The 15,287-nt window shown below is 33.6% G+C and carries 10 protein-coding genes; 2 read left to right on the forward strand and 8 right to left on the reverse strand.

Features of this window, described 5'->3' with window-relative positions; translation table 11 throughout:
* Positions 1 to 274: 274 nt before the first annotated feature.
* Positions 275 to 979: a Crp/Fnr family transcriptional regulator gene (locus WBQ70_RS13710; RefSeq protein WP_423915183.1), complete on the forward strand. Its 705-nt coding sequence runs from the start codon at positions 275 to 277 to the stop codon at positions 977 to 979.
* 525 nt (positions 980 to 1,504) lie between these two features.
* Positions 1,505 to 2,776: an alginate export family protein gene (locus WBQ70_RS13715; protein WP_423915185.1), complete on the forward strand. Its 1,272-nt coding sequence runs from the start codon at positions 1,505 to 1,507 to the stop codon at positions 2,774 to 2,776.
* Positions 2,777 to 3,643: 867 nt separating this feature from the next.
* On the opposite strand, the gene WBQ70_RS13720 is transcribed toward WBQ70_RS13715, so the two are convergent.
* The 8 genes from WBQ70_RS13720 to WBQ70_RS13755 all read right to left on the reverse strand — a co-directional run bounded on the left by WBQ70_RS13720 (position 3,644) and on the right by WBQ70_RS13755 (position 15,087).
* Positions 3,644 to 5,665: a glycoside hydrolase family 127 protein gene (locus tag WBQ70_RS13720; RefSeq protein ID WP_423915187.1), complete on the reverse strand. Its 2,022-nt coding sequence runs from the start codon at positions 5,663 to 5,665 to the stop codon at positions 3,644 to 3,646.
* 49 nt (positions 5,666 to 5,714) lie between these two features.
* Positions 5,715 to 6,731, reverse strand: coding sequence for an L-rhamnose/proton symporter RhaT (locus tag WBQ70_RS13725; RefSeq protein ID WP_423915188.1), 1,017 nt, complete (start codon positions 6,729 to 6,731; stop codon positions 5,715 to 5,717).
* Between the two features lie 28 nt (positions 6,732 to 6,759).
* Positions 6,760 to 8,214, reverse strand: a complete 1,455-nt coding sequence (locus WBQ70_RS13730) for an NAD-dependent succinate-semialdehyde dehydrogenase (protein WP_423915190.1) — start codon at positions 8,212 to 8,214, stop codon at positions 6,760 to 6,762.
* Positions 8,215 to 8,229: 15 nt separating this feature from the next.
* Entirely contained in the window at positions 8,230 to 9,384 is a 1,155-nt protein-coding gene (locus WBQ70_RS13735) for a mandelate racemase/muconate lactonizing enzyme family protein (protein WP_423915191.1), read from the reverse strand.
* Positions 9,385 to 9,520: 136 nt separating this feature from the next.
* Positions 9,521 to 10,159 carry a bifunctional 4-hydroxy-2-oxoglutarate aldolase/2-dehydro-3-deoxy-phosphogluconate aldolase gene (locus WBQ70_RS13740; RefSeq protein WP_423915193.1) on the reverse strand — a complete coding sequence of 213 codons (639 nt, stop codon included), beginning with the start codon at positions 10,157 to 10,159 and terminating at the stop codon, positions 9,521 to 9,523.
* Positions 10,160 to 10,168: 9 nt separating this feature from the next.
* The gene (locus WBQ70_RS13745; RefSeq protein WP_423915194.1) at positions 10,169 to 11,122 is read right to left on the reverse strand and encodes a 2-dehydro-3-deoxygalactonokinase; all 954 of its coding nucleotides are present in this window, start codon (positions 11,120 to 11,122) and stop codon (positions 10,169 to 10,171) included.
* 189 nt (positions 11,123 to 11,311) lie between these two features.
* Positions 11,312 to 14,542, reverse strand: a complete 3,231-nt coding sequence (locus WBQ70_RS13750) for a glycoside hydrolase family 2 TIM barrel-domain containing protein (protein ID WP_423915196.1) — start codon at positions 14,540 to 14,542, stop codon at positions 11,312 to 11,314.
* Between the two features lie 182 nt (positions 14,543 to 14,724).
* Positions 14,725 to 15,087 (reverse strand): hypothetical protein, encoded by a 363-nt coding sequence (locus tag WBQ70_RS13755; RefSeq protein WP_423915198.1) that lies wholly within the window; start codon positions 15,085 to 15,087, stop codon positions 14,725 to 14,727.
* Between the last annotated feature and the right edge of the window lie 200 nt (positions 15,088 to 15,287).

Consider the following 15,287-nt stretch of genomic DNA (forward strand, 5'->3'; position numbering starts at 1 on the left):
TTAACCACATTTAAACTTTCAAATTAAATTCTACTAATGTTGCTAAAAAAAAGAAACAATCTTCTTTTTTTTTTAAAACCTACAAAAAGCTAAAAAAACACCATTATAAATACGGTTTAAATAAGGACTTCATTTTGCTTTATAACTAAAAAAAACTTCTCAAATTACCAAATTCTCAAATCATCATCTACCTAGTATTTTTATCTTTAAAATAAGTACAAATACTTATTTATATATGTAATTTTGTTTTAGCATAATCACAATAAGATCCATTATGAATCGTATACACACCGACTGTAGTACTTGCGTTAACACAAGTTGTTTCATCAAAAAACATTTGCATCTCGAAAAAATGCAAGATTTTGTTTTGCAAAAAAACACTTTCCCTTGCAAAAAAGGACAACAGTTTATGATTGAAGGCGCTCCTACTCAAGGATTGTATTTTCTACAAAAAGGAAAAGTAAAAATCCTTAAAACAGGAATCTATGGTCGGGAACAAATTGTACGATTAGCACAAGAAGGAGATACCATTGGATTTAGAGGTTTCGGAACCAGTAACCGTTACTTAATTGGTGCAGCTGCTCTAGAAGATACTGTACTGTGTAACTTCAGCAACAACATCATGCAACAAATTCTAAAAACAATTCCCGAATTTACCTATGATATGATGCTTTTTTATGCTGAAGAACTCAACAAAAGCGAGAACAAAATCAAAAAAATTGCCCAAATGAATGTACGAGAACGCGTTATTGACACCTTATTGCATTTGCTTAAAAAATTTGGACAAACAAACCATCTCATCAACGTCAGTCTATCTCGAAAAGAAATCGCTGATTTTGCAGGAACCACTGACGAACAAGTCACCAGAATTTTTTCAAGCCTCAAAAAAGAATCCTTGATAAATATTGTAGGTAAAAAAATCAGCCTGTTAGAAATTACAAAACTACAAGCTGAAATAGCTGAACACCGCCAGTTTTAATATAGCTTTGTGAATACTTTCAAGAGCTTTTTTTCAAAAACAAATAGAAACATAGTTTTATAGCTAATAAAAGACGTTACACTTTTCAAGAGGAACACATTGACTTATAGGAGTCAATATATTGGCCTATCTCCCTTTTTTCCTATACCCTTATGTGTTTACTGTTCTGTTTAAAACACATAGGAAGAACATCAGTTATATGACTAATAGAAGGATTACACTTTTTAATACACACACAGAGCTATGCAAGCTCCTTAGCATCTTAACGGTAAAAAAAAGCCAACTCTTTTTTACTTAAACAACATTTCACTTCCTTAGTATCCTATACGTATTTTATAAACAACTAAATAACAAAAACTTACCCTTATTCCATGCTAAAACACAGGTGTTAATCTGTTACAGGGTAATACATACAAGGTTAAAAAACATTTTTTTTGATGTCAATCACACTGTCATTACGTACAAATACGTACTTACATTTGTCCTGTAGATCATTAGAAAAAACAAAAATTAAAATCAATTATTATGAAGTCACTTAAAACAATTTCTTTTAGCTTATTAGGTTTCATTAGTGCGAGTACCTACGCACAAGAATATAGTTCTGATATCCAAATTAGACCTCGTTACGAATATACTAACGGTTTTGGAACCTTACTAACACCTACCACAAGTCACACTTCATTTATTGGTCAACGAACTAGAGTAAATCTAAATTATGGAGATGAAAAATTAAAACTAAAAATGTCTTTGCAAAACGTACGTACTTGGGGTAATGTAAGTACACTGGGAAATACTGCCACTGACAAAAACGGAATTGCTTTATATGAAGGTTGGGCACAATACAGCTTTACCGAAAAATGGAGCACTAAAGTAGGTCGCCAAATGTTAGCGTATGACAACCAAAGAATCATTGGCGGATTAGATTGGGCCAATCAAGGACGTAGTTTTGATGCGCTATTGTTCAAATACAAAGGAAACAAAGACCAACTGGATTTAGGAGTAGCCTTAAACGCAGATACCGAAGCAAAAGTAGCACCCACAATCCCATTCACAACCGACTTCAAAGACATGCAATACGCTTGGTACCATACTAATATCCAAAAACTAGGAGTAAGCTTATTAGCTCTAAACGTAGGTAGAGAATATCTAAAAACACTTACTGATATTGAAACTAATTATTCTCAAACTTTTGGAACCTATGTCAATTACGCTGGTAAAAAACTAAATCTGGATTTCAGCTTATACGGACAAACTGGTAAAGTAGGCGTTAACGAAGTATCCGCTTGGGAAGCAGCAGTAAATATTGGCTACGCTTTTACACCAAAATTCAAAGCCACTATAGGATATGAATTCTTATCCGGTAAAGACCAAAATTCAACTTCAAATACCCTAAAATCATTCAACCCTATATTTGGTACCAACCATGCCTTCAATGGTTTTATGGATTATTTCTACGTAGGAAACCATGCCAACTCGGTAGGATTACAAGACTTATCACTTAAACTTGATTTCCCTATAAAAAAAGTAAATCTATCCGTAGCACCACATTTATTCTATGCCCCGAACAAAGTATTTGCTGGAACGGTGGAACAAGATTCTTACTTAGGAACGGAACTGGACGTAACTGCCGCTTACAAGGTTAATAAAAATATTACGCTAGTGGCAGGATACTCTCAAATGTTTGCTTCAGATGCTATGGTAGCGCTCAAAGGGAGTACAGGATTAAAAGATAGCACAAACAACTGGACGTATGTCATGGTTAACATCAACCCACAAATATTCTCAAACAAAAAATAAGAATACTAATTTATTTCAACTCACGATCGAACTAGTCTCCTATGCTAGTTCGATTTTTTTTTGAGCATAATATCTCGTTTTAAAAACTGCTTCCTTTCCTGCTCTCGCCTTTATCTCGTTTCGCTCAGCTCTACGAGGATATCGGCTCCATCAGGCTCAAAATCATGTTTTATTTTCATAGTAACGCTTGTCAAAATGAGTATCATTCAAAACTATGTGTAAGAAACTAAGTTAAGGTATTACACAAAACAGTCCCCAGAAATTGTATACAAAGATCTAATTTTATCAGCAAAATAAGTTTGATTTGAAGGACATGAGCCTCCTTTTGATAAAAAAATTAAATTCTGGAAACAGATGGATTGCTTTAGAGCCAATGATTATCAAGCAATGATTTGGATGTAGACAACTGTGAAACAGTTACTCTAATTTCAGAAAATATCTCTATGCACCATCTCTTGAGTTACTCTAATTTTTCAGATGAACCTCCATTTGGTACTGTCTTATTTGTTATGTCCCGAAAACATTTAAGTTTAGATGCTCTCAACTCAATTATCGAGAAAAATATTGCTTTAAAATTAAACTTGAGCAAGATAAAAGTGAGTCAAAAGACGATTCGTGTTCAAGATTCAACGACGAAAACTAAAATAGAGGGATGGTACTAATGAGCGCTACTACATGGCCTCAAGATAATGCTTACCCTACAGACTTAAATTTACGCAATGATACTCGAGAGAAATCAGAACTGTTAAAAGCCCTGGGATACTTTTAATTCAATTGTATTAAACATGAACTTCCCAACAAGCATAAAAAAAACGTTGACAGTATTACTACTATCAACGTTTTTTATCACTATTTTATGAAACTATTTTATTTCCAGATAATTGGCAAGAAAACGGTCATTTCTGAATCCCCTCTGTTTGACCAAGCATAATAAGGAACTAAAGAAACTTTAGTGCTTTCTAACACTGGTTTAGAAACTGGATGATACATTGTGTTAGACTTAGTATCTTTTCGAATCATCATATCAGTACTAATTGAGGTAACACCACCTAATAAATCAGGACGGTATTTTACATCAAATTTAGTATCTCCTGAAAGATATACATCCAAGATACTTGTTCCTTTTGGCAAGTCAGTTGATTCAGCACAGTACACTACTGGACCTCTTTTTACAGCTACTTGGTTACGAACTTCTTCAATACGTCCGTTTCCTTCCATATACATTACTTCCATTGGCATATCAAGAGTCACAACGTCACCTTTTTTCCATTTTCTGTCAATTTTAGTAAATTCTCCTGGTACTACAGTAATTCCTGAATCTGAACCATTTACCATTAGTTTACTTCCTTTTGCCCAATTTGGAATACGGAACAATATTTCGAAAGCTTCTTTTTTACACTCATCGATAGTTACTTTCACATTTCCATCCCAAGGATAATTAGAAACCTGCTCAAGTTTTAATGTAGAACCATCTATTAATTTAGTATCTAATTTATTACCTCCGTATAAGTTTACAGAAACCCCCTTATCAGACAAGCTATAAGCCCATCCAGAAACTTGAGCAATAGTACGTACTAAGTTAGGAGGACAACAGAAACACTCTAAGTATGATTGACGCTCAGGATATTCTGTATTCATTTTAGAATAATCTCTAGAACCGTGAATTTTACGTAATGGGTTTGAATAATAATATTTATCACCCGCTAAGTTAATTCCTGATAATGCACTGTTGAACAAAACATTTTCGATCACATCAGCATATTTTGATTTTCCGTTTAATCCCATCATGCGGTAGCTAAACATCGAGTTACAAATATTAGCACAGGTTTCGTTGTATGCTGTCATATTTGGCATCATGTATTCATCAATGAAACCTTCTTCAATCATTTGACGGTTAGTAGAAGCACCATAATGCGTTTGACCTACAGCGCCTGTTACATACATTTTCTTTTCCGTTACATTTTCCCATAGTCTATCTAAAGCATCTACTAAGGCTTTTTCTCCTGTTTCAGCAGCTACATCAGCCGCACCAGCATAATAGTACAATGCTAAAACGGCATGTCCTACTGCTTCGTTAGACTCACGCAATGGTGTGAACTCCTGAACCATATCTCCTACTGGATATCCTTTAGTAGTTGAATTTTCTTCAATACCATTATGTCCTCTACGGTTGATGAATTTCTCAGCTAAAGCCAAGTATTTTTTGTCTTTAGTTGTACGATACAATTCCACTAATCCCATAATTTGAGTTTGGTTGAAACCAAAACGAGCATATTGTTTAGTATCTTGAAAAAACACATTATATAAGTTATCAGCATGTTTGACAGCGATATCTAAGAAATTCTTTTTACCCGTAACACGGTAATGAATACAAGCACTTGTGTACAAGTGACCACTGTTGTACATTTCATGATACTTACGATTTTCAAAAGGATCGATTTTGTTATCGCTCAATTGTATCGTAGTTTGTAAATATCCGTTTGGCAATTGCGCTTTTGCAATTACTGCGATGATATCATCTAATTGTTTTAAGATTTTAGGATCTTTATTTTGTGCATAAACATAAGCCGAAGCTTCCATCCATTTGTAAAAATCCCCATCGTGCCATGCAAATCCTTTATGCTTTCCTTTTTCAAGTCCAGCAGCATATTTGAAGTTATTATAACCATGACCTACATCACCCATTAAAACCTTCCCCATATAAGGCAACATTTTATCTTCACAAATTTTGAACTTGTCTGCCCAAAATCCTTTGGTCCAATGACAATCACCAATGTTGATACTTTTCAGTTTCACATTTGGACTGTTAGTATTATCTACAATTCCTTTGTTCTGTCCAAAAGAAACAGTTGCAAAGAAAAGCGAACTTAAAATTATAGCTGTTTTCATTATTATATTAAATTTTAATTTTTTTTAAGATTTGTATTTTTTTTTAATACTAACCGTTTAGTGTTCCCGAATACCCAGTAATTATTACCGCAATAATCAATACAAATACACCTACTAATAAGATGCTGAACGGTTTTTTAGCGCCTTCCCACTCGTTATTAGTGTACGCCCAAACATTACCTACAATAAGAGACAACCCAAGCATAATAGGCCAAGCAATAATCTTGCCAATATCTCCCATTAAAGTAGCTCCTTGTCCGTAAATCCCTAATGCACCAAACCATAATACCGCAGCTCCAATAGACCACGCAAAGGCTTTACCAGCATTAGGCGTTGAAAATGAACTCCACGTATTATTTTTAGCTAATAGAAATAAAGAATAGCCTGCATTTACTACAAAACCACCCCATAACACAACTACCCAAATAGCCAAACTACCATTTCTAGCAATAGCGCCCGACTCTTCAGCTAATTTACCAATAGATTCACCCTTACCAAAACCAATAGCTAAGGCAGCCGATAATAATCCACTTAAAACAGCAATTATCAATCCCATAGGAAGATTTACTTTTTCAGCATTTTCATCAGCATGTGTCAACTTATCTTTTTGGATTCCTGCATAAGCTGTAATAGCAATAGCCACCATCATAATCAATACACCCACAATAATATACGGAAACGAAGGTTTCTCTGTTTCTCCTGCATTCATAAACAAAGGAATCAAAGCCCCTGCTGCAGAACAAACGCCCATTACGATTCCATAAGTCAAAGAAATACCGATATAAGGAACACTTTTTCCAAAAAGGATTCCACCAATACCCCACAATCCACCATAGATCATAGCTTCAATAATCACATCTGAAGGAGCAGAAGTAACCACTGCAAACAAATCAGGCACGACCAAATAAGCCCAAGCCGAAGGTAACAAAATCAAAGCAAAGGTAGAGTGAACTAGCCACCAAGCTTCCCATTTAAGGGGAGCCATAAATTTCATTCCTAGTCCAAAAGAACCTTGAAAAATACTTGCAAAAATGACAAGTAAAAATGATAACGTTAATGTATCCATTTTATATTAGTTAGTTAATAGTTAATAATTAAAGTGCGGTTGAAACTCTCTTTTTTACTAAATAGTCTTCCAAAGCCAAGTGTGAACAATCATGTCCAATTCCACTATTTTTGATTCCACCGTGAGGCAAATAAATAGCGTATTTCACTCCATTGATTTGAATTTCTCCAAACTCTAAATCTTCGGTAAAACGTTGTATTCTTTTGTGATTGTTGGTAAAAATATACGAAGCCAACCCGTATTCTGTATCATTAGCTAAAGCTAAAACTTCATCATCAGATTCAAAACTCATAATTCCTGCAACAGGTCCAAAAGTTTCATCTCTAAACAAACGAGAATCAGTTGTAATTCCTGAAACTACTGTTGGTTCAATCCAGTTTCCATTTTCCGGAAAACCAGCAGGAACTTTTCCACCGTATTCTAATTTAGCTCCTTTGCTTACCGCATCTTGCACTAAATCAAACATTCTGTCTCTATCCTTACGAGTTACCACAGGTCCCATATCTACTGCTTCGTTAGGATCAACACTAAATCCTAATTTAATTTTTGAAGCTCTATCGATATAAGCAGCTAAGAACTTATCGTAAATATTTTTATGAACAAAAATTCTGTTGGCAGCCACACAAATTTGACCACTATTTCCAAATTTCAATCCAATCGCTAAATTCAATGCAGTATCAAAATCAGCATCTTCAAATACAATAAATGGTGCGTTTCCTCCTAATTCCATTCCAAGCTTCTTGATAGAAGTCGTACTATCCGCAATAATTTTTTTACCCGTAGCTGTAGAACCAATCATGGTTAAAACAGCAGGAATAGTACTAGTAGTCATTGTAGTCGCTACTTCAGCAGAAGGCCCTGCTAAGATATTTACTACACCAGCAGGAAAATTGATATCATGTAAAATTTCACCAATAATATATGATGATAAAGGAGACATTTCAGATGGTTTGATAATCAAAGAACATCCAGCTGCTAATGCTGGTCCTATTTTGAACCCCACATTCAACAATGGGAAATTCCAAGCTAAATAAGCTACAGCAACTCCCGCTGGTTGTTCAACTATTTTATGTGTATGTGTGTTTTCGTAATCTGGAATTTGCTCTTCTCTACGGTTTTTCATTGCCGCTGGATACCATTCTAAAGCATTGCTAATCGCTTCAATATCTTCAGCAGAACCAGCATAGGTTTTCCCCATTTCGTGAACCATTGCTGAACGTAATTCATCAGATTTTTCAAGAATAGCCATTCTTAATTTGGTCATCCAGGCCGTTCTTTCAACCAAAGGTAATTTAGACCAATATTTAAATCCTTTTTGAGCCGCTTCTAATGCTTTGTGAGCATCAGCAGTACCTGCAAGCGCAACTTGAGCAATAGATTCTCCTGTTGCAGGACAAATCACATCTGCTTTTTCGCCACTTACAGCATCAACTAATTCTCCGTTGATGTATAATTTCTTGTAACCAAAATTTTGTGTTTTCATTCGTATGAGAATTTCTTAGATTGCTAATTTATTTAAATTCTTAGAGATACAATATTCCATCAAAACATCTTCATTCACATCAATACCTAAACCTGGTCTATTTGGCACCTCAATATAACCATCTTTCATGACAATGGAAGGAAAAGTTAATTTTTCACGAAGTCCATTTTCTGTTTGATCGTATTCCATCAAGAAATTAGGTTTGTACATACGACCCGGAATGCACTCTAAATTAGCAATAAAATGCATAGCAACATGAATTCCGATTGCTGTTCCCCAAGTATGTGGAATAATATCTAAACCATTGGCTGTCGCCAAAGCCGAAATACGTTTTGCTTCTGTAAGTCCTCCACTAGAGCAAATATCTGGTTGTAAGATGTCTACTGATTTATTTTGAATCAACTGCTGGAAACCAAAACGTAAATATTCACATTCTCCTCCTGAAATAGGAATAGACGTTTTTTGTCTTAATTCATGATATTGTTCATAAAACTCAGGAGAGATTGGTTCTTCAAACCAACTAATATCATATTTTTCAATCTTTCTACATAATTCAATCGCTTCTCTTAAAGTATAAGCATGATTAGAATCAACCATTAACTGAACATCATCACCAATGATTTCACGCATTCTTCTTACGTTTTCAACATCCGCTTTGATACCAAGACCCACTTTCATTTTCATCGCTTTGAATCCTTGAGAAATATATAATCTCGCTTCAGCCTCAAAATCTTTTGCTGGATTATCATGACATGTAAAATACAAACCTGTTGCATAAGGTTGGATTTTGGTTCTGTGTACTCCACCCAATAAAGTTGAAACGGATTGTCCTAATATTTTTCCTTTCAAATCCCAAACAGCAATATCAATAGCACTCATCGAAGCTACTAAAATACCCCTACGAGCATAATCTAACGTTCTGCGGTACATACGGTTCCAAATCACTTCATTTTCTAAAGGATTTTGACCAATAACCATAGGTTCTAAAAATTTGATTCCCGATTCTAAGATTGCAGCAGGACCATATCCTTCCCCCCATCCATAAGTTCCATCAGAACAAGTTACTTTCACAACACAAATACATCTTTCTGAGTATTCCCATTGCGAAAAGAAAAAGCTTTGAGAAAGTACATCTCTCAATACAAACGTTTCAATTTTTTCAATTACCATTTTATTTCTATTTATATCAAAAAGAAGCCATCAGTCCTCTTTTATTATTTTTATTAATTTAAAGAACAACTCAGTAGTAAAATTATCACTTTAAATCATATATAATGATTTAATTTTACTTGTAAATAATTCTAGTTTATCTAATTTCCAAAACTTTATCACAAATACTTTTAAAATGATTGTAAAGCGCTTCATAGTCTTTTTCATCAATCATTTTTTTATCAAATAAAGACCCACCCATTCCTACTCCAACAGCACCTGCTTTAAAAAAGGATTGAATATTATCCAAGGCAACGCCTCCTGTGGGCAATAATTTGATGGTATTTAAAGGTGCTAAAACATCTTTAATATATCCAGGTCCTAATTGTGTAGCTGGAAATATTTTAACCGCTGTTGCTCCTAATTTATTAGCGTTGTAAATTTCCAATGGCGAAAAAGCACCAGGGAAAATTGGAATAGCATGATCCTTGCAATACTTCATTACATCAACATCCATAATAGGAGTTACAATGAAAGTTGCACCTGCATCTAATGCCATCATCAAATCCGCCATCGTACAAACGGTACCAGCACCTACATTAATATCTGAGTGTTTCTCTGCAATTGCTTTAATAATATCACATGCATTAGCGGAGTTCATGGTGATCTCCAAGGTTGTTAAACCTGCTTTTTTATAATAGGGCAAAAACTCCTCTATTACTTCCAAAGAAACATTTCTAATAATCCCTACAATAGGCATTTTTTCGAATAACTCTTCTTTATAATTTGTTCCCATCTTATTTTTCTAAAATTGGTTTTTAATAATATTCCATTGTCCTTTTACAACTGCTGTATCTACTACATCGGCTTGAATAATTTTTGTTTTTGAAACCAAACCCAATATCGAAATCGCTCTATAATAGAGTTCGAATAATTTTCCTCCTGCACATAATTTGACATAATCACAGTCAATTTCTTCCAACGTTTTTAGCTCGCTACCAATCAATAAACCACTTAAATAATAATAATTTTCAATATTATTTTTTTCTTTGAACAAAGTATTGGTTCGCACTTTAAAAAAAGTATTCAATAACGATTTCCCTTCCATCGATTTTAGAACACCTTGTTCAAATGAAGCTAAAACGGAAGCATCAAAGTCAGATTTTTCGATAGAAGCTTTCAAAATAGTATGCTCAGAGATAACACTAAAAATTTCGCCAGTCATGTAGGTAAAGAAATTAGTCACGACTCCTTTTTCACACACTACATGTTTACTGTGCGTTCCAGGAGTTATAAAAACTACAGTTTTCTTTTTGTCCTTATCATTTACCAAACCAATAATCTCAACTTCTTCTCCTCGAATCACATCAGAATCTGACTTAACCCCTGAGATTAATTTAATGGTATAAGGAAAATCAGGCGATTGAATTGTTTCAATATTCAATGATTTACCATTCGTTTTAAAAGGCAAATCAGAATAAGGTAATTCTCTAAGACCAATACTTGATGAAGCCATTCCCGAAATAACAACCAGAACATCAGGACATAAATCCGTTTTAAAACTAGCGAGTTGCTCTTTTAAAAAATTTAAAAAATAATTTTCTTTTTCTCCTCCAGCGGCCAACCATTCATTGTATACAGTTTTAATTCCTTTTGGCGAAACAACCTCTTCAATAATTGTCAATGAAGGTACTGTTACCAATCTCAAACGTAAATTTGTAGTTCCCCAATCAACACTAATAAAAGTTTTAGTACTCATAATTATATAATCCGATTAATAGATTCTTACAAAGTTACCTTTAGAGAATCGTTATTTATATTCAAAATTTACCTTGTAGTAATCCATAATTACCCTTAAAAAGAGACTTACAGCGTTCATATGTGATAAAAAAAGCCTGTCCAAAATCGAACAGGCTTTTAAAATCTAAAAAAAAAAATAAAAAAATAACTATTTATCCAAAGAGGATAAATTAAATTCAAAACTATATTTACCTGATTTTAATAAATATTGTGGCAATCTATTTGATAAAGTCCCCCCTAAAGACAACTGAACCAAATCAAGATTAAGAGTATAAAACCCTTGAGGATTCAAATCGTATGGATGTCTTGCTTTGTTGATGTTCTCTGCAGCATAAGGCCAGATAGAAAACCCAAACAATGGATCTCCAGTTATCTGCAATCCAGACTTCCCATCAGCACTTAATTTCAACCATCTAGTGTCTGTGTGATTTCCATTTTCTTGAGGAAAAATATAATTAAAAAACACATCATCAGTCTTCAAACTATAGACTCCTACTTCAGCACTCCTCTTACGGTCGCTGTAGTTTTCCATTGGACCATTCCCATAGTAAGCAGTCTTTTTATAAGAATCCGAAACCCCCATTGTTACTCCAAAACGAATTAAATCAGGCAAACTTGCATCAGCATCCATTGTAATTTTCACATTGATTCTTCCATCATTTGAAATGGTATATATTTTATCCAATTTCACTTTAGACTCTAAATTTTGTTTCACTATTATTTTTACAGTATTCACCTCATTATTTACTAATACGCCAGAGGTTATCAATGCCATCGGAAGTTTAGCCCAAAACTCTTGTGATTTAGAGAAACTCCTAGTATTAGCACCTCTAATATCATTATCAATAACAGGTCGAGTCATATTCAGTTTTAACGGAGACAATACCTGCTCTTCTCCTTTAATTTTATAGGATATTAATTCCCCATTCAATTTAGAAACTACAGCCGAGAATGATTTTCCATTAACCACCACATCAGAAGCTGTCTCATCTACCGTAATTTTATCTTTCGATTTTAAAACAATAACTGGAGTAGCATTTTTAGATTGAAGTACAAATTGGTTTTTAGCCACTTCAAATCCTTTTTCACACCATAAACGATTTGTTTTTTCATTCAATGACATACGAATAAAATACTCTGAATTATCGTTGATTTTAATTCCTTTTATTGGTAAAGTAACGGTTGTAGAAGCACCAGCCTCCAACGCTAACTGAGGTAAAACTCCAGATTGAATTACCTTACCATTCTCAGTAACTTCCCAACGAATTTCATATTCATTTAAATTTGAAAAAGAAAAACGATTGGAAATTCTAACCACTGAATTCTTTATATCTGAAGCTTCAAAAACTACTGGTTGGAAAACAAATTTACATTCCCAAGCATGAGGATTTGGACTCAAATCAGGCGCAAAGACCCCATTGATGCAAAAATTACTATCATTAGGAATATCTCCAAAGTCACCGCCATAAGCATAAAAATCTTTACCTTTAGTATCTTTTTTTACTAAACCTTGGTCTTTCATATCCCAAATAAAACCTCCGATCAAGTTAGGTCTAGCACGTATTTCATCCCAAAAATCACCCAAACCACCTATTGAATTCCCCATAGCATGAAGGTATTCACACATAATAATAGGACGGGTTATATGTGCATTATCAGACATACTCACTAATTGTGACAAATCAGGATACATTCTACTTAATACATCAACATAATTTTTATCATCAGGATTAGCATAAGTAGGCCATTTATTGATTTCATTAGCTACCCCTTCCACATATTGTGTATCTTCAGGATCTCCTTGCGCACCTTCATAATGTATAAATCGTGAAGGATCAAAATCACGTACCCATCCCGCAGCAGCAGCAAAAGCAGGCCCAGTACCACTCTCATTCCCTAAAGACCAAGAGATAATACAAGGTTCGTTCTTATCTCTTTCAACCATTCTGATTACTCTAGTCAAAATTGGCGCAGCCCAAGTTGGTTGTTGCGGAATGTAACTTCCTAGATGATGTGCTTCAATATTAGCTTCATCCATAACATACAAACCATATTCATTGCATAATTCATAAAAATAAGGATCGTTAGGATAATGCGAAGTTCGAACGGCATTGAAATTATACTTCTTTAAGGTTTCAATATCCTCTCTTAAATCATCATGAGTTAAAGCTTTTCCACGAGTAGGATGATGATCATGACGGTTTACCCCCATAATCTTCACTACTTTTCCATTTACCAGTAACTCATTATTTTTGCTAAATTCTATTTTTCTGAAACCAATTTTTTTACTTCTAGACTCCACTACTTCTCCATTAGCATTAATTACATTAAATACTAATTTATACAAATAAGGATCCTCAGCCGACCATTTATGAGGACTACGAATAGTCGCTTCCATAAATGCAAACTTAGTGATATCTCTAGCCGGCCATCTTTCTTTATATACTTTTTCTACATCTACAGAAAGAGGATTCACTAAAACTTTATTATTAGCCGCATCATATAATTCAGCAGTAATTTTATAGTTTTTTAATTTAGATGCATCATCTTGAACCCATAATAAAGGACGGATTTCTAATTTAGCATCTTGATAGTTGTTATCAAATTTAGTTTTAACAAAAAAATCATTCAATGCAATTTTAGGTTGCGCCATCAAATACACTTCACGATGAATACCACTCAATCGCCACATATCTTGATCCTCTAAGTAACTTCCGTCACTATAGCGAAAGACCTGTAAAGCAACTCTATTTTTACCTGGCTTTAAATATTTAGTAATATCAAACTCCGCAGCTAAGCAACTTCCTTGACTATAGCCCACCTCTTTACCGTTTACCCAAAGATAAAAAGCCGAAGTAACACCACCAAAATGCAAAATTACAGACTGATCATTCCAATCTGTTGGCACTTCAAAATCTCTATAATAACTTCCTACTGGATTGTCTCTATAAATTTTTGGAGGTAAAGGAGGTTGCGGACCTCTCCAGTCATATTTCAAAGTACTATCCAAAATATTAGGAGTAAAAGGATAAACAATATTTGTATAAATAGGTTGTCCGTATCCTTTCAATTCCCAGTTAGAAGGCACTTCAATATCATTCCAATTTTTAGCACCACTAAAAGTTGCAGTCATAAAATCAGTAGGACGATCCTCTGATTTATCTACAAAGTTGAATTTCCATGTACCGTTTAAAGATTTAATACGGGATTTATCTCTGTTCCCTTCTAAGGCATCCTTTTCACTTTTATATGAATAAGAAGGAACACGGGATTGCATTTTGTTTTTTTCAAATACCAATTCATTTTCCCAATCATTTTGTGAAAAGAGCACATTTGAAAATAACATTATAAAACTCAAAAAAAGAAAGTTTCTTTTCATATCAACACACTTAAATAACTATTAAAAAGGCAATACTATAAAATAAATAAACAAAATAAAAGCAAATAACAATGACAAAAACTAGACAAACCAAAAAAGAATAAAAACCCATTGATTAAAACTTACAAAAGTATATAATCAATGGATTTTAAAAAAACTAATTTTTCTCCTATTCCCTTTAATTAATAAGATTTAACATTCTTTAACTCTTCAGACATACTTCTAAAAAAGGGTTGAAGTTCAGTTAGTGACTTCCCTGAAATTTTAGCAAAGGATTCATTAAATTCAACATTGACATCATTAATTTTACTTGCTTTTTCATCTTGGGAAATGACACCATTTTTTACCTTACCCATCACTCCCATATAATCTTCAATATATTTATTACGTGCTGCCAATAATTGCCTTGACTGCTTTCTACTTAAACTAAATTCTTTAGTAGCTGCATCTACAAAATATTTAATTTTATTTTCTTGACTTGCGTTTTGACCAAAAACACCAACAGAAATAATCATTAAGAATGTTACAATAATTTTTTTCATCATGTTAATTTTAAAAGTTAATTGTTTTATTTATTGTTTAATTTATTGTTTAATTTATTGTTTAATTTATTGTTTAATTTATTGTTTAATTGTTTAATTTTTTTGCCAAACACGTACATATTCAATTTCAAAATCAACAACTCCATCGTCTTTTTTTTCCTCTGGGCTATTTAATTCTAAATCTTCTTTACTGTCTGGTACAC

This window comes from Flavobacterium sp. (genome assembly GCF_049590715.1).
GTDB lineage: Bacteria > Bacteroidota > Bacteroidia > Flavobacteriales > Flavobacteriaceae > Flavobacterium.

Excerpts from the sequence above, each read along its gene's own strand:
- WBQ70_RS13735 (WP_423915191.1), bottom strand. The coding sequence starts at position 9,384 with ATGGTAATTGAAAAAATTGAAACGTTTGTATTGAGAGATGTACTTTCT.
- WBQ70_RS13755 (WP_423915198.1), bottom strand. The coding sequence starts at position 15,087 with ATGATGAAAAAAATTATTGTAACATTCTTAATGATTATTTCTGTTGGT.
- WBQ70_RS13720 (WP_423915187.1), bottom strand. The coding sequence starts at position 5,665 with ATGAAAACAGCTATAATTTTAAGTTCGCTTTTCTTTGCAACTGTTTCT.
- WBQ70_RS13750 (WP_423915196.1), bottom strand. The coding sequence starts at position 14,542 with ATGAAAAGAAACTTTCTTTTTTTGAGTTTTATAATGTTATTTTCAAAT.
- WBQ70_RS13725 (WP_423915188.1), bottom strand. The coding sequence starts at position 6,731 with ATGGATACATTAACGTTATCATTTTTACTTGTCATTTTTGCAAGTATT.
- WBQ70_RS13715 (WP_423915185.1), top strand. The coding sequence starts at position 1,505 with ATGAAGTCACTTAAAACAATTTCTTTTAGCTTATTAGGTTTCATTAGT.
- WBQ70_RS13745 (WP_423915194.1), bottom strand. The coding sequence starts at position 11,122 with ATGAGTACTAAAACTTTTATTAGTGTTGATTGGGGAACTACAAATTTA.
- WBQ70_RS13730 (WP_423915190.1), bottom strand. The coding sequence starts at position 8,214 with ATGAAAACACAAAATTTTGGTTACAAGAAATTATACATCAACGGAGAA.
- WBQ70_RS13710 (WP_423915183.1), top strand. The coding sequence starts at position 275 with ATGAATCGTATACACACCGACTGTAGTACTTGCGTTAACACAAGTTGT.
- WBQ70_RS13740 (WP_423915193.1), bottom strand. The coding sequence starts at position 10,159 with ATGGGAACAAATTATAAAGAAGAGTTATTCGAAAAAATGCCTATTGTA.